Annotated in this window: 24 protein-coding genes; 8 read left to right on the top strand and 16 right to left on the bottom strand. The window is 68.8% G+C overall.

What is annotated here, in order from left to right; genetic code table 11:
- Positions 1-158: 158 nt before the first annotated feature.
- Positions 159-356 (top strand): SAP domain-containing protein, encoded by a 198-nt coding sequence (locus tag CKO33_RS10895; protein WP_200182271.1) that lies wholly within the window; start codon positions 159-161, stop codon positions 354-356.
- Between the two features lie 21 nt (positions 357-377).
- Here CKO33_RS10895 and panD read toward each other — a convergent pair whose 3' ends face one another.
- From panD to pcnB, 6 genes are all read right to left on the bottom strand, one after another.
- Positions 378-758, bottom strand: coding sequence for an aspartate 1-decarboxylase (gene panD / locus CKO33_RS10890; RefSeq protein WP_200182270.1), 381 nt, complete (start codon positions 756-758; stop codon positions 378-380).
- Between the two features lie 158 nt (positions 759-916).
- Positions 917-1780 (bottom strand): pantoate--beta-alanine ligase, encoded by an 864-nt coding sequence (gene panC, locus CKO33_RS10885; protein ID WP_200182269.1) that lies wholly within the window; start codon positions 1778-1780, stop codon positions 917-919.
- 10 nt (positions 1781-1790) lie between these two features.
- Positions 1791-2606 (bottom strand): 3-methyl-2-oxobutanoate hydroxymethyltransferase, encoded by an 816-nt coding sequence (panB, locus tag CKO33_RS10880; RefSeq protein WP_200182268.1) that lies wholly within the window; start codon positions 2604-2606, stop codon positions 1791-1793.
- Positions 2607-2651: 45 nt separating this feature from the next.
- Positions 2652-3314, bottom strand: coding sequence for a deoxynucleoside kinase (locus CKO33_RS10875; protein ID WP_200182267.1), 663 nt, complete (start codon positions 3312-3314; stop codon positions 2652-2654).
- An 89-nt stretch (positions 3315-3403) separates the two neighbouring features.
- The gene (gene folK / locus CKO33_RS10870; protein ID WP_200182266.1) at positions 3404-3892 is read right to left on the bottom strand and encodes a 2-amino-4-hydroxy-6-hydroxymethyldihydropteridine diphosphokinase; all 489 of its coding nucleotides are present in this window, start codon (positions 3890-3892) and stop codon (positions 3404-3406) included.
- Positions 3889-5199 (bottom strand): polynucleotide adenylyltransferase PcnB, encoded by a 1311-nt coding sequence (pcnB, locus tag CKO33_RS10865; protein ID WP_338081770.1) that lies wholly within the window; start codon positions 5197-5199, stop codon positions 3889-3891. The genes folK and pcnB overlap by 4 nt, the downstream gene beginning before the upstream one ends.
- 186 nt (positions 5200-5385) lie before the next feature.
- On the opposite strand from pcnB, the gene CKO33_RS10860 reads away from it, so the two are divergent.
- Complete coding sequence (locus tag CKO33_RS10860) at positions 5386-5979, top strand: hypothetical protein (protein WP_200182264.1); 594 nt, start codon at positions 5386-5388, stop codon at positions 5977-5979.
- A 90-nt stretch (positions 5980-6069) separates the two neighbouring features.
- Here the strand turns inward: CKO33_RS10860 and CKO33_RS10855 are convergent, their stop codons facing one another.
- From CKO33_RS10855 to CKO33_RS10830, 6 genes are all read right to left on the bottom strand, one after another.
- The gene (locus tag CKO33_RS10855) at positions 6070-6357 is read right to left on the bottom strand and encodes a sll1863 family stress response protein (RefSeq protein WP_200182263.1); all 288 of its coding nucleotides are present in this window, start codon (positions 6355-6357) and stop codon (positions 6070-6072) included.
- Between the two features lie 164 nt (positions 6358-6521).
- Complete coding sequence (locus CKO33_RS10850; protein WP_200182277.1) at positions 6522-7895, bottom strand: peptidoglycan DD-metalloendopeptidase family protein; 1374 nt, start codon at positions 7893-7895, stop codon at positions 6522-6524.
- A gap of 346 nt (positions 7896-8241) precedes the next feature.
- A complete protein-coding gene (gene phbB, locus CKO33_RS10845; RefSeq protein ID WP_200182262.1) occupies positions 8242-8988 on the bottom strand; it encodes an acetoacetyl-CoA reductase in 747 nt (248 codons plus the stop codon).
- Between the two features lie 53 nt (positions 8989-9041).
- Positions 9042-9413, bottom strand: coding sequence for a phasin family protein (locus CKO33_RS10840; protein ID WP_200182261.1), 372 nt, complete (start codon positions 9411-9413; stop codon positions 9042-9044).
- Between the two features lie 130 nt (positions 9414-9543).
- Positions 9544-10101 carry a polyhydroxyalkanoate synthesis repressor PhaR gene (gene phaR, locus CKO33_RS10835; RefSeq protein WP_207146530.1) on the bottom strand — a complete coding sequence of 186 codons (558 nt, stop codon included), beginning with the start codon at positions 10099-10101 and terminating at the stop codon, positions 9544-9546.
- Positions 10102-10163: 62 nt separating this feature from the next.
- A complete protein-coding gene (locus CKO33_RS10830) occupies positions 10164-11348 on the bottom strand; it encodes an acetyl-CoA C-acetyltransferase (RefSeq protein ID WP_200182259.1) in 1185 nt (394 codons plus the stop codon).
- 343 nt (positions 11349-11691) lie between these two features.
- Here CKO33_RS10830 and phaE point away from each other — a divergent pair, with 343 nt between their 5' ends.
- On the top strand, positions 11692-12849 hold the full coding sequence (gene phaE, locus CKO33_RS10825) for a class III poly(R)-hydroxyalkanoic acid synthase subunit PhaE (protein ID WP_200182258.1): 1158 nt from the start codon (positions 11692-11694) through the stop codon (positions 12847-12849).
- A 14-nt stretch (positions 12850-12863) separates the two neighbouring features.
- Positions 12864-13934, top strand: coding sequence for a class III poly(R)-hydroxyalkanoic acid synthase subunit PhaC (locus tag CKO33_RS10820; protein ID WP_200182257.1), 1071 nt, complete (start codon positions 12864-12866; stop codon positions 13932-13934).
- An 80-nt stretch (positions 13935-14014) separates the two neighbouring features.
- Here CKO33_RS10820 and CKO33_RS10815 read toward each other — a convergent pair whose 3' ends face one another.
- Genes CKO33_RS10815 through CKO33_RS10800 form a run of 4 tightly spaced genes read right to left on the bottom strand, consistent with a single transcriptional unit; the run spans position 14015 to position 16031 of the window.
- The gene (locus CKO33_RS10815) at positions 14015-14449 is read right to left on the bottom strand and encodes an NUDIX domain-containing protein (RefSeq protein ID WP_200182256.1); all 435 of its coding nucleotides are present in this window, start codon (positions 14447-14449) and stop codon (positions 14015-14017) included.
- Positions 14450-14457: 8 nt separating this feature from the next.
- Complete coding sequence (locus CKO33_RS10810; protein ID WP_200182255.1) at positions 14458-14850, bottom strand: RNA-binding S4 domain-containing protein; 393 nt, start codon at positions 14848-14850, stop codon at positions 14458-14460.
- Between the two features lie 39 nt (positions 14851-14889).
- Positions 14890-15330 carry a YcgN family cysteine cluster protein gene (locus CKO33_RS10805; protein ID WP_439099438.1) on the bottom strand — a complete coding sequence of 147 codons (441 nt, stop codon included), beginning with the start codon at positions 15328-15330 and terminating at the stop codon, positions 14890-14892.
- Between the two features lie 20 nt (positions 15331-15350).
- Entirely contained in the window at positions 15351-16031 is a 681-nt protein-coding gene (locus tag CKO33_RS10800) for a hypothetical protein (RefSeq protein ID WP_200182253.1), read from the bottom strand.
- A gap of 147 nt (positions 16032-16178) precedes the next feature.
- Between CKO33_RS10800 and CKO33_RS10795 the strand changes: the two genes are divergently transcribed.
- The 4 genes from CKO33_RS10795 to CKO33_RS10780 all read left to right on the top strand — a co-directional run bounded on the left by CKO33_RS10795 (position 16179) and on the right by CKO33_RS10780 (position 18604).
- Positions 16179-16409, top strand: coding sequence for a hypothetical protein (locus CKO33_RS10795; RefSeq protein WP_200182252.1), 231 nt, complete (start codon positions 16179-16181; stop codon positions 16407-16409).
- Between the two features lie 17 nt (positions 16410-16426).
- Complete coding sequence (locus CKO33_RS10790) at positions 16427-16912, top strand: hypothetical protein (protein ID WP_200182251.1); 486 nt, start codon at positions 16427-16429, stop codon at positions 16910-16912.
- A 187-nt stretch (positions 16913-17099) separates the two neighbouring features.
- Positions 17100-17774, top strand: a complete 675-nt coding sequence (locus CKO33_RS10785; RefSeq protein WP_200182250.1) for a class I SAM-dependent methyltransferase — start codon at positions 17100-17102, stop codon at positions 17772-17774.
- Entirely contained in the window at positions 17774-18604 is an 831-nt protein-coding gene (locus CKO33_RS10780; RefSeq protein WP_200182249.1) for a symmetrical bis(5'-nucleosyl)-tetraphosphatase, read from the top strand. The genes CKO33_RS10785 and CKO33_RS10780 overlap by 1 nt, the downstream gene beginning before the upstream one ends.
- The last annotated feature ends 23 nt before the right edge of the window (positions 18605-18627 follow it).

Raw genomic sequence — 18627 nt, 5'->3', positions numbered from 1 at the left:
ACGGCTCAAGCGGCCGGCCGGGCGGTCATGCCTTGGTCTGCACCGGGATCCCCCGGAGACCATACTTCCCTTTTGGGGGCTCCACGACCCTAGGCCCCCACGGCCCCGCTCCGGGCCCCCGGCAGCGGGTGATCTCTTCCCAAGAGGGAGGGCCGGCCATGAACCTGGCCACCGTACGTCACATTGCCCGCCGCAAGGGTGTGGCTCCGGAACGCCTGTGCAAGCGGGAACTGATCCAGGCCATCCAGATCGCCGAGGGCAACCAGCCCTGCTTCGGCCAGGCCCCGGGCGGGGTCTGCCGGCAACTGGAATGCCACTGGCACGAGGACTGCCGCCGGCATTCGCGGCGGCATTGAGGCGGGGGCCTTCGGGGGGGATCAGGCCGCCTGGGTGGCGATCGTATCGCCCGTCCCGGTGACGTGGTTGTGCTCGTCCAGGTACACCAGGGTGGGCTTGAACCGGTCCGCCTCCTGGGCCTGCATCTGGGCATAGGCGCAGATGATCACCCGGTCCCCCGGGCGGGCCTTGTGGGCGGCGGCCCCGTTGACGGAGATGATGCGGCTGCCCGCCTCGGCGCGGATGGCGTAGGTGGTGAAGCGCTCGCCATTGGTGACGTTGTAGATCTGGATCTGCTCGTAGGGGCGGATGCCGGAGCGTTCCAGCAGATCGGCGTCGATGGCGCAGGAACCCTCATAGTCCAGTTCGGCATGGGTCACGGCCGCCCGGTGAAGCTTGCACTTGAGCAGGGTCAGAAACATGGTGAAACACATCCTCCGGAACAAGGCCCCCACCGCCGGGGGCGCATATGCTTATTTTGGAAAGGCGCTGAACACGCAGCATCCCGGCCGCGGGTCAGGGACCCGGCCGGTACCTTCCCGGGGTCTGGATCGGCGGGACGGGGGCGATCCCCGGGGGCTCACCCCTGCGCGGGGAGGTCCACCGCGAGGTTGTCGATGAGCCGTGCACGCCCCAGCCAGGCGGCGCCCAGCACCACCAGATGCCGGTCCCCCTCCTGGGGCGGCAACAGGTCCTCCCGTCTTCGCACCGCAACATAATCGGGCCGCAGGCCGGAGATTTCAAGCGCCTTCACCCCCTCCTGCTCCAGGGCGGCCGGGTCCGGCGCAGGGGATCCCCGCAGGCGGTCGCCCAGATCCTGGAGCACACGATAGAGGGCCGGTGCCCGCGCCCGCTCCTCGGGGGTGAGATAGGCATTGCGTGAACTCAGGGCCAGGCCATCGGCCTCGCGCACCGTGGCCCCGGCCTCCACGCGCACCGGCAGGTCCAGATCCGCCACCATGCGCCGGATCAGCATCAGCTGCTGGAAGTCCTTCTCCCCGAACACGGCCACGTCCGGCTCCACCAGGTGGAACAGCTTGCACACCACCGTGGCGACGCCGGTGAAATGCCCCGGCCGGTGCGCCCCCTCCAACAGTTCGGAGATCACCGGCACCTCCACCCGGGTGATGTTCTCCCGTCCGCGGGGATAGATCTGGGCATCGGCCGGGGCGAACACCGCGTCCACCCCCTCCCCTTCCAGGCGGCGGCAGTCCGCCTCCAGGGTGCGCGGGTAGGCGGCCAGGTCCTCGGGGCGGTCAAACTGCAGGGGATTGACGAAGATGCTCACCACCAGGCGGTCGGCCAGGCCCCGGGCCTGGCGCACCAGGGCCAGGTGACCGTCGTGCAGGTTGCCCATGGTGGGCACCAGGGCCACGCAGGCGTGGTCCTGGCGCCATGCGGCGCGGGCGCGGCGAAGCCGGGGGACGTCGTGAAGGATCTGCATGGCGTCGGGATTATGCGCTGAAGGCGTGTTCGGCGGCGGGGAATTCGCGGCCCTTGACCGCGGCCACGTAGGCGGCGAGGGCCGCCTGGATGCTGCCGGCCCCGGCCAGGAAGTTGCGCGAGAAGCGCGGGGAATGGGGGGTGATGCCCAGGATGTCGTGGTAGACCAGGACCTGTCCGTCGCAGTCCGATCCGGCGCCGATACCGATGACGGGGATGTCCGACTGGGCGCGGATGCGTCCCGCCAGGGGGGCGGGCACGCATTCCAGCAGCAGCAGGTCCGCACCGGCCCCCTGCAGGGCCAGGGCATCGCTGAGCATGCGTTCGGCGGCGGCCTCGCCGCGGCCCTGGACGCGATACCCCCCCAGCTTGTGCACCGACTGGGGACGCAGCCCCAGGTGGGCGCACACGGGGATGCCGTGGCCGGCCAGGGCCTGCACCACGTCCACCTGCTGCGCGTCCCCCTCCAGCTTCACCATGCGCGCCCCGCCCTCCTGCATGAGGCGGGCGGCGGTATGCACCGCCTGGTCCACGCCGGTGTAGCTCATGAAGGGCATGTCCGCCATGAGCAGGGCACGCCCCACCCCACGGGACACCGCCCGGGTGTGATGGATCATGTCCTCCAGGGTCACCGGGATGGTGGTGTCGTGGCCCAGCACCACCATGCCCAGGGAATCGCCCACGAGCACAAAGTCCGCACCGGACTCGTCCACCAGCCGGGCCTGGGTGGCGTCGTAGGCGGTGAGGCCGGCGATGGGCTCATCGCGGCCACGCATTTCCTGAAGGTCGCGCAGGGTCAGGCTTCTTTTCGGGGTCTGTACGCTCACGCTCGGTCCGTGTTCGTTGATGGATCGTGGAGGGCCGCGCCGGCCTCAGACGGCCGATGGCAGGGGATTGAAGTAGTGGCGGCCGGCATGCACCGTGCGCATGAAGTCCAGCAGTTGCCGGAAGTCCTCGTCGCGGTTCACCCAGTCGATCTCTGCGGCGTTGACGATCAGCAGGGGTGCACCCTCGTAATGATAGAAGAAACTGGCATAGGTCTCACTCAGGCGCTGCAGATAGACATCGTCGATGCGCCGCTCGAAGGACCGGCCGCGATGGGCAATGCGCTCGCGCAGGATCTCCACCGGCGCCTGCAGATAGATCACCAGGTCGGGCCGGGGCAGGTCCGCGGGCAGGTGGGCGCGGATCCGCCGGTAGAGGGCGTATTCCTCCTCCTTCAGGGTGACCCGGGCGAACAGCTCGTCCTTGTCGATGAGGAAATCCGTGATGCGCACCCCGCCGGGGTCCGTCTCCGCCTCCCGGGCCATGGCGCTGAGCTGTTCCAGGCGCTGCATGAGAAAGAACAACTGGGTCCCGAGGGCCTGGCCCTCCCCCTGGTAGAAGCGCTCCAGGAAGGGGTTGCCCTCGGGGCTCTCCAGCACCTGCCCGGCCCCCAGGGCCTGGGCCAGACGGGCACAGAGGCTGGTCTTGCCCACGCCGATGGGGCCCTCCACGGCGATGTATCCCGGCTCCGCCGGTCGGGTCTGGTTCATGGCGCCACCCCCCAAGCCTGCGATCCGTTATTGTTGCCGATCCCCCGGATTTTCGCCATGGCGCCGCCCCGGCGCAATCCCGACGGGCATCACGGCAGCGGCTTGAGCCCGTCGCCGGGACAGGCCCGCAGCAGGGGGGGCAGCGGTCCGAGCCCGGGGATCTCCAGCTCCGGCGCGATCTCCGCCAGAGGGTGGAGCACAAAGGCCCGCTGCGCGATGCCCGGATGGGGCACGGTGAGACGGGGCGTATGCAGGACCCGGTCGCCATAGAGGAGGAGATCCAGGTCCAGGGTGCGCGGCCCCCAGCGCGTCCCGTCGCGCCGCCGCCCGTGGCGGGCCTCCACCGCCTGCAGGGCCTGCAGCAGGCCCTCGGGGGGCAGCCGGGTCTCCAGGGCACACACGGCGTTGACGTAGTCGGGCTGGTCCCGTGGCCCCATGGGGGGATTGCGGTAGAGGCTGGAAGCCCGCATCAGGCGACTGCGGGGGAGCCCGCGCAGCGCCTCCAGGCCCCGGCGCACCTGGGAGGCCGGATCGTCCAGATTGGCGCCGATGCCGATAAAGGCGGTCTCCGGGGTCATTGCGCCGGCTTGCGCCGCCGGCGGCGGCGCTTGCGGCCGGAACGGCCGTTGGCGTCCACCATGCGCCGCTGCTCCGCCTCGTCCACCTCCTGCAGACGGGTCCACCATTGGCAGCCGTCGTCCAGGGCCTCTCCGGATCGCCCGCGCAGGCAGTAGAAGTCGTAGGCGGCGCGGAAACGGGGATGCCCCAGCAGGCGCAGGGCACGGGCCCCCTGGCGCTGCTCGAAGCGGGGCTGGAGTTCCCAGATCTCCCGCACCGGCAGGGCGAAACGCTTGGGGATGAGGATGCTCCGGGCCTGCTCCGCCAGGATGGCGGATCCGGCCTGCTGCAGGGCCGGGACCTGGCCCTCACCCTCGGCCATGAGCCGCTCCGCCTCGTGGCGCACCGGTTCCCACAGGAGCACGGCGTAGAGGAAGGCGGGATGCACCCCCTTGCCCGACTGGATGCGGTCGTCGGTGTTGCGCAGGGCATTGGCGACGAAGGTGATGGGAAAACCCTGCTCCTCCCGCTCCAGGGCGCGCTCCGTAAGGGGAAACAGGCGCCGGAAGAGATCGTAGTGACGCAGCATCTCGAAGGTCTGCAGGGCCGCGCCGCCGTGGAAGAGCTTGATGACCTCGTCGAAGAGCCGCGCCGGGGAGACGTCCTCCAGCAGACCGCCAAGGCGGACCATGCCCTCCTCGGCCGCCGCATCCACCCGGAAACCCAGCTTGGCGGCGAAGCGCACGGCCCGCAGCATGCGCACCGGGTCCTCCCGGTAGCGCACCTCGGGATCGCCGATCAGGCGCAGCACCCCCTGGCGCAGGTCCTCCATGCCGCCGGTGTAATCCACCACGGAGAAGTCGCGGATATCGTAATACAGGGCGTTGATGCTGAAGTCCCGGCGCCAGGCATCCTGCTCGATGTTGCCGTAGACGTTGTCCCGGATGATGCGCCCGTCTTCCGCCTGGGCCTCACCCTCCCCCGCGTCGTGGGGGGCGCGGAAGGTGGCCACCTCGATGATCTCGCGGCCGAAGTAGACATGGGCCAGGCGGAAGCGCCGGCCGATGAGGCGGCAGTTGCGGAAGATGCGGCGCACATCCTCGGGATGGGCGTCGGTGGCCACGTCGAAGTCCTTGGGTTCCCGCCCCAGGAGCAGGTCGCGCACCCCGCCCCCCACCAGGCAGGCACGAAATCCCGCGTCCTTGAGACGGTAGAGAACCTTGAGGGCATTCTCGCTGATGTTGGCACGGGAGATGCCGTGCTCCGCCCGGGCGTAGACCCGTTGGGTGGATTCTTCGCAGGGGGTGGTGAGGGGACTTTCGGACACGCAGGTATCGATGCTGCTGATGAGGAATGCCCCATGATAACAGTTTCGTCCGCGCCATGAGGATGCCCGCTGCAGGGGATCCCCGGGGGCCGCATGCGCAGGCCTTGTCATATTTCTGTCACAGGCCTATGGTGAGCGGTTTTCCCTCGCCACACATCCGACCGTTTCGGGAAGAGTCAGGAAACCATGTCCAACCGGCTCACGCTGATGGCCCATGGCATCGTGATGGTGCTGCTGGCCGTGTTGTTTGTCGCCACCCTGCCCCTGACGGGCGATGCCCGCGAGCTCTGGCTGAAGGAATGGGGCATCGTGGAAATGGCCTCGGCCCTGGGTTATGCCGCCAGCATCCTGCTGCTGATCTTCCGTCGCCATGCCCTCAGCCTGTGGCCCTTCACGGTGATGATCACCTTCTTCATGCTGCGTGAGCTGGACCTGGACAAGCAGTTCACCACCATGGGGATCTTCAAGAGCCGCTTCTACATCAGCCCGGAGACGGGACTGCTGGAGAAGCTGGCCGGCGGGGCGGTGCTGCTGGGGCTGATGGTCACGGGGATCGTGATCCTGCGGCGCTACACCCGCCCCTTCCTCACGGGCCTGCGCACGGGTTCGGCGGTGGCCTGCTGGCCTTTGCGGGTCTGGTGGCGGCCAAATCCATGGACGGCCTGCCGCGCAAGCTGGATGCCCTGGGGATCGACCTGGGCCAACAGGCCACCCTGCACGCCGGTGCCTTCGAGGAGGTGCTGGAACTTGGGGCCCCCATCTTCATCTTCCTGGCCCTGATGGCCTACCTGCGCCACCGCTGGGTCTGACACCCACCGGGGCCGCCGGCGAGGCGGCCCCGGTGCATCGCCGCGGCCGCTTGCTGTCGGCCTAGCGGAAATGCTTCATGGCGTCCCTGAAGCCCCGGGAGATATCGTCCCAGGCCGCCTCCATGCGCTCGCGCATGTCGTGCCAGGCCTGTTCGCTGGACTCCTGCATCTCCTGCAGCTTCTTACGACCCTCCTCCTGGTGCTGCTTGAGCGATTCGATCTGTTCGTGGTAGCGCATCTTGGCGCTGGCCTCGGCCTGCTCGGCCTTGGCGGAGAGCTTGTCGATCTCCGCCTGCCATTCCTCCAGCCGGGCCTTCATCTTCTGGATCATTGCTTCGCGGTCAGTCATCCCTCAACCCTCCGACATGGATCGCGCCGGGCACACCCGGCAGACATGGCACGGTCCCGGGTACGGGCCGTGTCCTTCAGAGTATAGGAGGAGGTGACGGGGGACTGCAGGGCCGGGGAACCTCAGGCGGCGGCCCGGGGCCGGGGATCCCCCGGCCCGGGGCATCACATGGTAGCGGCCATCTCGGAGAACGGGGCCATGGCCACGCGCCGGCTGCGGTCGGCCTGCTCCAGCTGGGCCAGCAGCGCGCTGCTCACGCGGCGGAAGCGGCGCAGTTCCTCACCGGCCAGGTGATGGCTTTCGGGCAGGTCGGCCCGCATGGCGTCCACCGCCCGTCCGTTGACATGCAGTTCGTAGTGCAGGTGGGGACCGGTACTGCGCCCGGTGTTCCCGGACAGGGCGATGCGATCCCCCCGTTCTACGCTCTGGCCCGGGCGCACCAGCACGCGGCTCAGGTGCAGATAGCGGGTGGTATACCCCTGGCCGTGCTCCACCACCAGATAGCGGCCGGCATAGGGATGGTGGGCCACGCGGCTCACCCGTCCGTCCGCCGGGGCGACGATGGGCGTGCCCGAGGGCATGGCGAAATCGGTGCCGCGGTGGGGGGCGACACGACCGGTCACGGGATGGACCCGGCGGGGATTGAAGGGGGAACTGATGCGGTAGTGACCGGCGAAGGGGCGCCGGTCGAAGGGCGGGAGCAGCCCCCGGCCTTCAGGGGTATAGAAGCGGTTGTCCGTGTGGCGGGCGGCACGGACGTCGATCTGCTGCCCCTGGTACTCGAAGGCCAGCAGGCGCAGGTCATAGGGTTCGTCATCCCCCACCAGGGTCTCCTGCTCCACCAGCAGGGTGAAGGCATCCCCGCTGCGGGCCCGGGATCGCACCGGCAGGTGGCGGTCCAGCAGCACCACCAGGGCGGCCACGGCACTGGCGGAAAGGTCGCTGCTGCGCGCCAGGGCGGCGGAGATGCTGCTCTCCACCTGGCCGGTGATCACCAGGTGCGACACCTCCCGGGCGTTCTCCACCTCCCGGCGGCTGAAGTCCCAGCCCCCGGCCTCCCGCTTCCATTCGGTGCCCCGCCCATGGTCGCCCCAGATGCGCAGGCGGGTGAGATAGCCCTGTTCATCCGTCTGCCATTCCACCTGCTGCCCCACCCGCAGGCGGTTGAGGATGCGGGCGTTCCCTTTGTCCTCCAGCAGGCGATAGAGGGTGGCCATGGGCAGACCCCAGTCGTTTCCCCAAAGGGCCGAGAGCCGGTCCCCGGGGCGGATGGTATAGCTGTTCCACTCGGGGGCGGTGGTACGACGTTCCCCCTCTTCCAGATCCAGGGCCTCGTAGGAGGTGGGGTTTTCCTCCTCCCGCCCCAGATCCGTCTCGATGTCCGCATCGGGGGTATAGGACGCCCGTTGCAGGCCTTGCGCATCGGGGGTGGCGGAGAGCCGGGGCGTGGGTTCCGGGGAGGACCGGGGGGACTCCGCTTCCTCACCGTGGGGGGGCAGGGACAGGGGGCGCACGAGCCGTTCCTCATCGGGGGTCATGGTCCCGCCGGTGAATCCGGAGAGAAGGCCCGGAAAGAGCGCACCGGAGATGAGGCCGATGCCGAGACAGGCCATCAGCAGGGTAAAGCTTCGTCTTGGGACACGCATGGTTCCCCCAGTGGTTACTTCGCCGCCCCCGGGAGATCTTAGGCCCGGGCAGGCCGGAGCATATCACCAAGGATCACACGATGCGAATCAGGGCTTTGCAATCAAGGCTTGAGCGCCTTTTCCTGCCATGCAACCTTCGGATTTTTCGTACCGTTTGTCCGCGGGGATGGTCCACGGAAAACGGGCCCCATTGCGGGGCCCGTGATCCCGGTACGGCCATGGATGCGCCGGCGGGCCTTCAGAAGGAGGTGAACAGACCGCCGTTCACCGGCAGATTGGCACCGGTGATGTAACCGGCCTGCTCATCGCAGAGCATGGCCACGGCGAAGGCCACATCCTCGGGGCTGCCCATGCGCCCCGCAGGGATCTGGGCAACGATGGCATTGCGCACGTCCTCGGGCATGGCCTCGGTCATGGCCGTGGCGGTATAGCCGGGGGATACGGTGTTGACGGTCACCCCCTTGGCCGCCGTCTCCTGGGCCACGGCCATGGTGAAGCCGTGCATGCCGGCCTTGGCCGCGGAGTAGTTGGCCTGGCCGAACTGCCCCTTCTGGCCGTTGACCGAGGAGATGTTGACGATGCGGCCAAAGCCCCGGGAGGTCATCCCCTCCACCACCTGGCGCGTCATGTTGAACACGCTGCCCAGGTTGATGTTGATGACATCCCGCCACTGGCTCTCCTCCATCTTGCGCAGGGTCTTGTCACGGGTGATCCCGGCGCAGTTCACGAGGATGTCGATGGGGCCGATGCGGGCCTCCACGTCCTGCACCATGTCGGCGCAGGACTGGAAGGAGGACACGTCGCCGGCGGCGATGTGCACATCCAGACCCTCCCCCTTCATCTGCTCCAGCCAGGCCTCTGCTTCGGACTGCAGGGCGGGCAGGTAGTTGGCGACGATGGTGTGGCCTTTGTGGGCCAGCGTCCTGCAGATCTCGCTGCCGATCCCGCCGGTCCCTCCGGTCACTAGTGCGATGCGCTTGCTCACGATCTCAGGCTCCTGACTGTTGCGATAGGGTCGTGCAGGCTGGTGCAGGCCGTTCAGGCCGCCTTTTTGGAGGTCTGGGTGGCCTGACGCACGGTTTCCTCCGCGGTCTTCACGGAATCATCCATCAGCTGGGTCATGGATTCACGCAGTTCGTTGAAGATGTCCTGGCTGCCCTTGTAACTGGAGAGCAGCTTCTGGCCGTAATCACGGGCCAGATCGGCCTGTCCGGACATCAGTTCCTGATAACCCTTGGCCCTGGTCATCAGTTCCAGCTGCTTCATGCTCACATCCACCATGGAGGTGGTCAAGTCCATCTGCTGGGTCATGAAACGGTCCATGGCCTTCTGGTTGATGTCCCCCATCCTGCGCAGGGTCTCGAACAGGGACTGGTTGGCCTTGTGGACGGGTTCGAAGAGTTCGTTCATGGCGTATCGCCTCCTTGATCGGGTTGGGCAGGGGCGCGGCCTGCTTGCTGCGCCGCGTCATTGTTGCAATGCAACATATACGCACCGCACCGACTCCCGTCAAGGCCGCGAAGCGACCCGTTTCACATCCTCAACCCTTTTTCCGGGGCACGGATGGATCGCTGCCCCCCTGGTCGGCGACCCCGCCCTGCCGGCGGGTGTCCTTGTCTGCGCCCTCCCCCTCCCGGCCGCTCTGACCAAACCCCGCCACGCGGAAGAACTGATCCTGCATGTCCTGCCAGAACTCCAGGTTGCGCCGGGTCATCTCCGTCACGTCCCAGGGGGCCGTGCCGCCGAGGACGCCGCGCATGCGCTCGTTGAACTCCCGCTGCTGTTCGGCGAAAAAGCGCAGGCTGTGATCCAGATAGCCGGAGAAGGCGTCGTGCACCGCCTCGTCGTAGAAGCGGATGAAACGCACCAGCATCTCCGTGGTGAACAGCGGCTCCCCGGCGGTCTCCTGCTCGGTGATGATCTGGATGAGGATGCCCCGGGTGATGTCATTGCCGGACTGGCTGTCCACCACCTTCACGTCCACCCCGCGGCGCACCAGCTGCTGCACGTCCGCCAGGGTCACATAACGGCTTTCCTCCGTGTCGTAGAGGCGCCGGTTGGGGTACTTCTTGATGATCCGCGGTTCACTCACCCGCATCTCCTGTCGAATGTATGGAACCTTTGCCGCCCCCTTCCCCGGGGGCCGCCCGCGGCGCCCCCTCAGGGGCGCTCCACCGCCAGGGCCACGCCCTGGCCGCCGCCGATGCACAGGGTGGCCAGGCCCCGCTGTGCACCGGTGCGCTTCATGCCGTGCAGCAGCGTCACCAGCACCCGGGCACCGGAGGCGCCGATGGGATGACCCAGGGCGATGGCCCCGCCGCTGATGTTCACCTTGGACAGATCCCAGCCCAGCTTGCGGTTGACGGCAATGGCCTGTGCGGCGAAGGCCTCGTTGGCCTCCACCAGATCCAGGTCGCCGGGGGTCCAGCCCGCCCGTTCCAGGCAGCGGGTGGCCGCCGGGATGGGGCCGGTGCCCATGAGGGCCGGATCCACCCCGGCGGAGGAGAAGGAGACGATCCGGGCCAGGGGCTCCAGCCCCAGGGACCGGGCCCGGGACTCGGACATGACCACCACCGCGGCGGCCCCGTCATTGATGCCGGAGGCGTTGCCGGCGGTCACCGAGCCATCAGGCTTGAAGGCCGGACGCAGCCTGGCCAGGCCCTCGGCCGTGGTGCCGTGACGGGGGAACTCGTCGGTGTCGCAGATCGTCACCTGCCCCTTGCGCCCGGGGATCTCCACGGGAACGATCTCGTCCGCGAAGTGGCCCGCCTTCTGCGCCGCCTCCGCCCGCTGCTGGGAACCAGCGGCGAAGGCATCCTGCTCCTCGCGGGGGATGTCGTATTCCGCGGCGACGTTCTCGGCGGTCATACCCATGTGGTAGTCGTTGAAGGCGCACCAGAGGCCATCCCGGATCATGGTGTCCACCAGGGGCCAGTCCCCCATCTTGGTGCCCTGGCGGGACCGGGGCAGGGCGTGGGGGGCGGCGCTCATGTTCTCCTGCCCGCCGGCGATGACCACCCCGGCATCACCGCACTGCACCGACTGCCAGGCCAGGTGCACCGCCTTGAGGCCGCTGCCACAGACCTTGTTGATGGTCATGGCCGGGGTGGCATAGGGGATGCCGGCCTCCACGGCGGCCTGGCGGGCGGCGTTCTGCCCCACCGCGGCCTGCAGCACCTGCCCCAGGATCACCTCCTCCACCTGCTCGGGGGACAGGCCGGCACGCTGCAACAGGGCCTGCATGACGCGGGCCCCGAGGGTCGATGCCGGCAACTGGGAGAGGGCGCCGTTGAAGGTCCCGATGGGGGTACGCAGGGCACCCACGATGACGGTGGAGTCGGTCATGTTTCCTCCTGATTTGCGTTTTGTCCTGAGAGATGGATGAAGACCGGCCCGGGGTGCAACCCGCTGACCCGGCCATGGGGCCGGGGAACGGACCCGCCATGGTATGGGTCCGTTTATACCAGACCCGTCCGTGCCTGACCAACGCGCCCCCGGGGCATCCGGAAACAAATTGTTGCAGTGCACAACCACTATGCTAGTCTCATGCACAGTTCCGCCATCGCGGGCACGCGCCTGGTTGCCGTCACGCGGCAAATGGTGTGTGATCACCGCATACGGCCGGCACGGGAACCGATCCCCGTCGGGCCCGGACCCGACGCCCACAGGATGCACAGGAGACGATTGCATGGCAGATTCCAACCCGTTCAACCCGGAGGACTGGCTCGAGGCCCAGCGCAGGTACTGGGATGCCTGGATGGACATGAGCCGCAAGGCCATGGGCTCCGGCGGTGAGCAGACCGACTGGTCCCGGGCCCTGGACCAATGGTGGCAGGCGGCCGCCCAGGGTCTGCCCCAGGGCACCGCGGGTTTCCTCGAGCCCATGCTGCAGATGGGACGCAACTATTTCTCCATGGCCGAGCAGTTCCACCGCAACAGCGGCGGGCAGGAAGGGGCCACGGAGGCGGTCAACAAGTGGCTGGAGCAGATGACCGAGGCCTTCCGCCAGATGGGCACCGGCTCCATGGCGGGCAAGGACATGAACGCCTTCTGGCAGATGCCCCTGGACACCTGGCGCCGGGCCACCTCCTCGTTCATGCCCATGCCCGGGGACTTCATGCAGGCCCTGCGCCCGGCGGCCCGCCCCCCCTACGGCGACGTGGTGCAGGAGCAGCTGGACCGCTTCCTCTCGGTGCCCGGCGTGGGCTATACCCGGGAGTCCCAGGAGCAGTACCAGGACCTGGCGCGGCTGGCCATGGAGTACCAGCAGGCCCTGCAGAACTACCAGGCCGCCATGGCCCGGGTGGGCCTGGACTCCGTGGAGCGTTTCCGCGCCCGCCTGGAGGATGCCGGACGCCAGGACAAGCCCATCACCAGCCTGCGCACCTTCTACGATGAGTGGGTGGACGTCTGCGAGGAGGTGTACGGTGAGTTCACACTGTCCGAGGAATACGCCCGGGTCTATGGTGAGATGGTCAACAGCCTCATGGCGCTCAAGCGCCAGGGGACGCGGTTCATGGACGAGGCCGCCGAGAGCCTCAACATGCCCACGCGGCGCGAGGTGAACACCCTCCACCGGCGTCTCCAGGAGAGCCGCCGGGAGCTGCACCAGATCCGCGCGACCCTGCGGGAGTTGCAGGAGCATCAGGCCAGGAAGGGGGAGGAAGCCAAGGGCGGCACCCAGACCACCACCTCCGGCAGCGGCGGCACCCGCAGCCGTTCCGGCCGCAGCGGGGGCCGCACCACCGCCACCAAGGCCACCTCCGGCAGCGGCCGCACCCAGAGCTCGGCCGGCACCGCCTCCAGGCAGACGGATGCCTCCACCCAGACCGAGTCCAAGAGCTGAAGGAGACGCAGGACATGATCCCGATTCAGATCCGCCCCGACCAGGTGATGGATGAGATCACCACCTTCCAGAACAAGCTGGGCGTGGGCATGCAGAACCTGGCGGACGCCCAGGACATCCCCACGGGGGTGACCCCCAAGGAGGCCGTCTACCGGGAGGACAAGCTCACCCTGTACCGCTTCCAGCCCCCGGCGGCGGTGGTGCAGAACCCGGTGCCGGTGCTCATCGTCTACGCCCTGGTGAACCGCCCCTACATGACCGACCTGCAGGAGAACCGCTCCACGGTGAAGGGGCTGCTGGACGCCGGCCTGGACGTCTATCTCATCGACTGGGGTTACCCGGACCGGGCCGACCGCTTCCTCACCCTGGACGACTACATCAACGGCTACCTGGACCGCTGCGTGGACGAGGTGCGCCGGCGCCATGGGGTGGACAAGATCAACATCCTGGGCATCTGCCAGGGGGGCACCTTCAGCCTCTGCTACAGTGCCATCCATCCGGACAAGGTGGCCAATCTCATCACCATGGTCACCCCGGTGGACTTCCAGACCCCGGACAACGTGCTCTCCCACTGGGTGAAGCATGTGGACGTGGACACCCTGGTGGACACCATGGGCAATGTCCCCGGCGAACTGCTGAACTGGACCTTCCTCACCCTCAAGCCCTACCAGCTCATGGGGCAGAAGTACCTGGATATGGTGGAGGTGCTGCAGGACAAGGACAAGCTGGACAACTTCCTGCGCATGGAGAAGTGGATCTTCGACAGCCCCGACCAGGCGGGCGAGGCCTACCGCCAGTTCATCAAGGACTTCTACCAGCAGAACAAGCTGATGAACGGCGGCCTGCACATCGGCGAACACGAGGTGGACCTGAGCCAGGTGACCATGCCCGTGCTCAACATCTTCGCCGAGCAGGACCACCTGGTACCGCCGGACGCCTCCCGGGCCCTGGGGGAAAAGGTGGGGACGAAGGACTACACCGAACTCTCCTTCCCCGGCGGACACATCGGCATCTACGTCAGCGGCAAGGCCCAGAAGATGGTGCCGCCGGCCATCGGGGAATGGGTGGAACAGCGCACCAAGTGACCCCCCCGTCTCCCCTGTAAGGCCTGTTCACCGGACGCCGGCCCTCCCGTGGCCGGCGTTCTTTGTTTCAGGGCCGTCGTTCAAAAGCGCAGGGGCGCCACCTCTCCCGTGGCGCAGTAGTGCAGGTAATCCCCAAGGATCAGGGCATGATCGAAGGCCAGGGGGACCCCGGGAGCGGCCGGGTCCACCCAGCGGGCGTCCCGGGCGTCATCCGCCGCCCGGGGCTCTCCCCGGGCCGTGGCCAGATAGACCGCGCTCACCGTATGCCCCCGCGGGTCGCGCCCGGGGTCGGAATAGCATCCCAGCAGGGCCTGCAGGCTCACCTCCAGCCCCGTTTCCTCCCGGGCCTCGCGCAGGGCCGCCACCTCCACCCGCTCCCCCTGGTCCACGAAGCCACCGGGCAGGGCCCAGCCGTGGGGCGGATTGCGCCGCTGGATGAGCAGCACCTGATCCGGGGCGGCCTCCGGGCGGATGATCACGTCGGCGGCCAGGAGCGGGGTGACGGGGACGCCCATGGATGCCTTCACTCCTTGCCCATGAAGCGGCGGATGCGGTGGCGGTCCCGGCGGTCGGGACGGTGTTCGGTCCGGGGGGTGGCCAGGCGCGCCAGGCGCCGGGCCTCGGCCGCCTCCTCCCGGGCGCGGCGGCTCTCCGGGGTCTCCTCATAGAGTTGCTGCGCCTCGGCGGCCGGGCGCCGCTTGTCGTGAAGGGCACGCACCTCCACCTCCCAGGTGATCCCCGAGCGGGTGATGCGCAGCCGGTCCCCCACCCGCAGGGGACGGGAGGGCTTCACGCGGGTGCCATTGACGTGGACATGACCGCCACCCACGGCCTCGGCCGCGAGGGCGCGGGTCTTGAAGAAGCGGGCCGCCCACAGCCACTTGTCGATACGCAGGGTGTCGCCGGAGTCGTTCATGGCGTCATCGTGCCAGAAACCGCCGCGGGGCGGCCATCCTCAGCCGGGCCAGTCCACGATATGGTCCTCCCAGTCATCGCCCATGGCCTCCTCGCTGATCCCCCGGCCGCGCACCGAGACACCGGCCGCGTGCACACTCTCTGCGTCCCCGGTGATCAGGGGATGCCAATCGGGCAGAGGCTCCCCCCGGGCCAGCAGGCGGTAGGCGCAGGTGGCCGGCAGCCAGGGGGTGTGGGCCACCTCCTCCGGACGCAGGGTGATGCAGTCCGGGACCTGCCGGGTGCGGTGGGCATAATCGGAACACCGGCAGGAATGCAGGTCCAGCAAGCGGCAGGCCACGTCCGTGAAATAGATCTCATCGGTATCGGCATCCTGCAGCTTGTGCAGGCAGCAGCGGCCGCAGCCATCGCACAGGGCCTCCCATTCCTCGTGGCTCAGATCCTCCAGGGCCCGCCCCTCCCAGAAGCGCCCCGGCGGCACGGCCTCCCCCCGCGCAGCGCTCATGGCAGCACCCCCTCGGGGGCATCCCCGTCCCGCAGGCGTTCCTCCAGGGCACCGAAGTCCCGGGGCGGCACGTAATGCAGGACATCCCGACCCTCCCTGGCCAGGTACAGGGCCAGTCCCTGCCCGGGATAGAGGAAATAGCGCCCATCCTGTGCCGCGAAGCGCGCCGCGGGATCGCCGAAACGCTGCTCCACGGTGTCCTCGCTGTAGCGGGCCCGTGGGGCGTAGATCAACGCCACCACCGGCAGCGCCATGGCCCTGTCGCCCCCGCCCTCCGGCAACGGTAGCCGCCGGCCCCCAGCGGAGGAGTCCCCGTCGCCCGCCGCCGACCCGGGAACCGACCCAGGGGAGGGCTCGGGGGCGTCCAGGCGGGCCACCAGGTCCACCAGGAAGGGCCCCAGGGTGACCCCCTCGAAGGTGGCCTCCAGGCGCCGTTCCCCGTCGGGGGCCACGACCCACTCCAACCGCGGCCGGGCCCGGAGACGATCAGAAAGATTGCCCAGCGGCGTCTCCCCCAGGGTCACGCCGAAGACCCGGGAACCGCCCCCGGGCAGCACCTCCACCTCCCAGGGGAGGTTCTCGTGCACCGGACTGGAGGGGGGCGACGTCAGCCAGTAGGACAGACCGAAAAAGGGGATGGCCAGGGCCAGAAAGACGATGATATTGCGCAGGATCATGAACGGGACCGTTGGCGGAAAATCCAACGTCCATTAGAACATTTCGCACCGCCGGACGGCACGCCCCGCCACATACATCCCCCCACGGCTGCAGGAGCGGCGCCGGTCTTCTATACTTTAGTCAGGTACTGATCCATGAGCAGCCCCATGACCTTATCGCCCGCATCCGGTTCCGCCCTGTCCGGCATCCACACCGGCCTGCAGAACCTGCGCGGCGCTGCCTCCGAGATCGCCGGCACCGCCGTGGACCCCGTCGGCCGCGACCCGGTCCGCCCCCTGGTGGAACAGAGGGTCCACGCCCGCCAGGTGGAGGCCTCCGTGGAGGTGCTGGAGACGGAACAGCGCATGCTGGGCACACTCATCGATATGAAGGTCTGAGGCAAGGAGTACACGCCATGAACGTCAACCCCGGCATCCCCGTGATGAATCCCGCCATGCCCGCGGTGAGCAACCCCGTGCCCACGCCGCCCACGGACCGCATGGGCGGCGGCGGCACCGCCGCACCGGCGGAGACGGCGCGCGCGGTGGGGGACACCCGCGAGACCGAACCCAACCGTCCGGACACCCCCCGGGACCGGGCCACCGAGGCCCGGGCCGACCAGGCCACCCGGCCGCGGGAGGAGGAGGTCGCGGCCGGGCGGGCGCGGGTGGACGCGGCCCGCACCCAGGAGGCTGAACCCGCCGCAAACGCGGCCACCGGCGAACCCGCCCCGGCGGCGGCCAGCGGCGAGGCACAGGATGCGGCCGGGAGGGATCCGCTGGACCCCTCGCAGGATACGGATCCCGCCGCCCGCATGCGCGAGCGACTGGATGCCCGCATGGAGACTTCGGTCAACACCACGGGCAACCGTGGCGGCGAGGCCCTGGACGAGATGGTCTGAGCGCAAACCCAACCGCCTCCCCCAACCGCCCGCCGGGACCCTCTTCCCGGCGGGCGGTTTTCGTTGTGCCCCTTCCCCACAGGGACAACCCCAATTTAGACAGGGGCATGGACCGGGACTACAATCACCTGCGATCCACCGGGGATCCGGACCCAGAAGAATCCACCAACAACCACGGGCGAGAGACATGCGCATCCCTTATACACTTTGGGCTCCCATCTATGACCGTTTCGTCGAAAAACCCACCCAGGAGGCGCGACGCAACAGCCTGGAACGGCTGGGGAACGTGGAGGGCATGGAGATCCTCATCATCGGCGTGGGGACCGGCCTGGACCTGCCCCATCTACCACAGGGGGCCACCTACCGGGGCGTGGACCTGACCCCGGCGATGCTGACCAAGGCCCGCGAACGGGCCGAGGCCCTGGGTATGGACATCGACCTGCAGGAGGCCGACGCCAAGGCCCTGCCCTTCGAGGACGGGCGCTTCGATGTGGTGATCCTGCACAATCTGCTGGCGGCCTGCGGCAAGCCCGAGAAGGCCCTGGCGGAGGCCTCCCGGGTGACCCGCCCCGGCGGACGCCTGCTCATCATGGACAAGTTCCTCAAGCCCGGCGAGAGCGCCCCCCTGCGCCGCCTGCTGGGGGTGGTCACCGGCCCCCTGGCCAGCCGCACCGACCTGGTCTTCGAATCCCTCATGCGCCGGCACAAGAATCTGAAGGTGGTGGAGAACAGCCCCGCCCTGCTGCGCGGCTGGTTCCGCCACATCGTGCTGGAGAAGGCGGTGGATGAGGCGGCCGCCACACCGCCCCGGCAGCAGTCCGGGTCGCCCGAGGAGGCCCCCGCCCCCGAAAGCGGCGCCTGATGGCCCTCTATGCCGTCGGCGACCTCCAGGGCTGCCTGGATCCACTGAAGCAACTGCTGGACCGGGTCCGCTTCGACCCGGCCGAAGACCGGCTGTGGCTCGTGGGGGACCTGGTCAACCGCGGGCCGCAGTCCCTGGACTGCCTGCGCTTCGTGCGCGACCTGGGCACGGCCGCCACCTGCGTCCTGGGCAACCACGACCTGCACCTGCTGGCGGTGCACGCCGGACTGCATCGGGTGCGCCGCAAGGACACCCTGGCGCCGGTGCTGCAGGCCGCGGACCGGGAGGAACTCATGGACTGGCTGCGCCGCCGCCCCATCCTGCACCACGACCCGGAGAGCGGCTGGACCCTGGTGCACGCCGGCCTGCCCCCCCAGTGGGACCTGGCCACCGCCCGGGCCTGCGCGCAGGAGTTCCACACGGTGATGCAGGGCCCCCAGGCCGTGGACCTGCTGCGGCGCATGTACGGGGACGAGCCGGACCGCTGGGACCCGGGGCTCCAGGGCTGGCCGCGGCTGCGCTTCATCACCAACGCCTTCACCCGCCTGCGCTACTGCACCCGGGACGGGCGCATGGACATGGAGCACAAATCGGCCCCCGCCCAGGCCCCGCCCCATCTCATCCCCTGGTACGCCCACCCCGAACGGGCCACCCGCGGCGCACGCATCGTCTTCGGCCACTGGTCCACCCTGGGCTGCCACCGGGGGGATGGCGTCCTTTCCCTGGACACGGGCTGCGTCTGGGGGGCGCACATGACCCTGGCGCGTCTGGACGTTCCCGAACCCGAAATCATCCAGGTCCCCTGCCGGGGGCATCAGCGCCCCGGCTGAGGCCTCCCCCCCCCGCCGCAGAC

The organism is Ectothiorhodospira mobilis, from assembly GCF_016584115.1.
Lineage (GTDB): Bacteria > Pseudomonadota > Gammaproteobacteria > Ectothiorhodospirales > Ectothiorhodospiraceae > Ectothiorhodospira > Ectothiorhodospira mobilis.
Note: the sequence above shows the minus strand (reverse complement) of the source record. Positions and strands in the feature narration are given on the sequence as shown.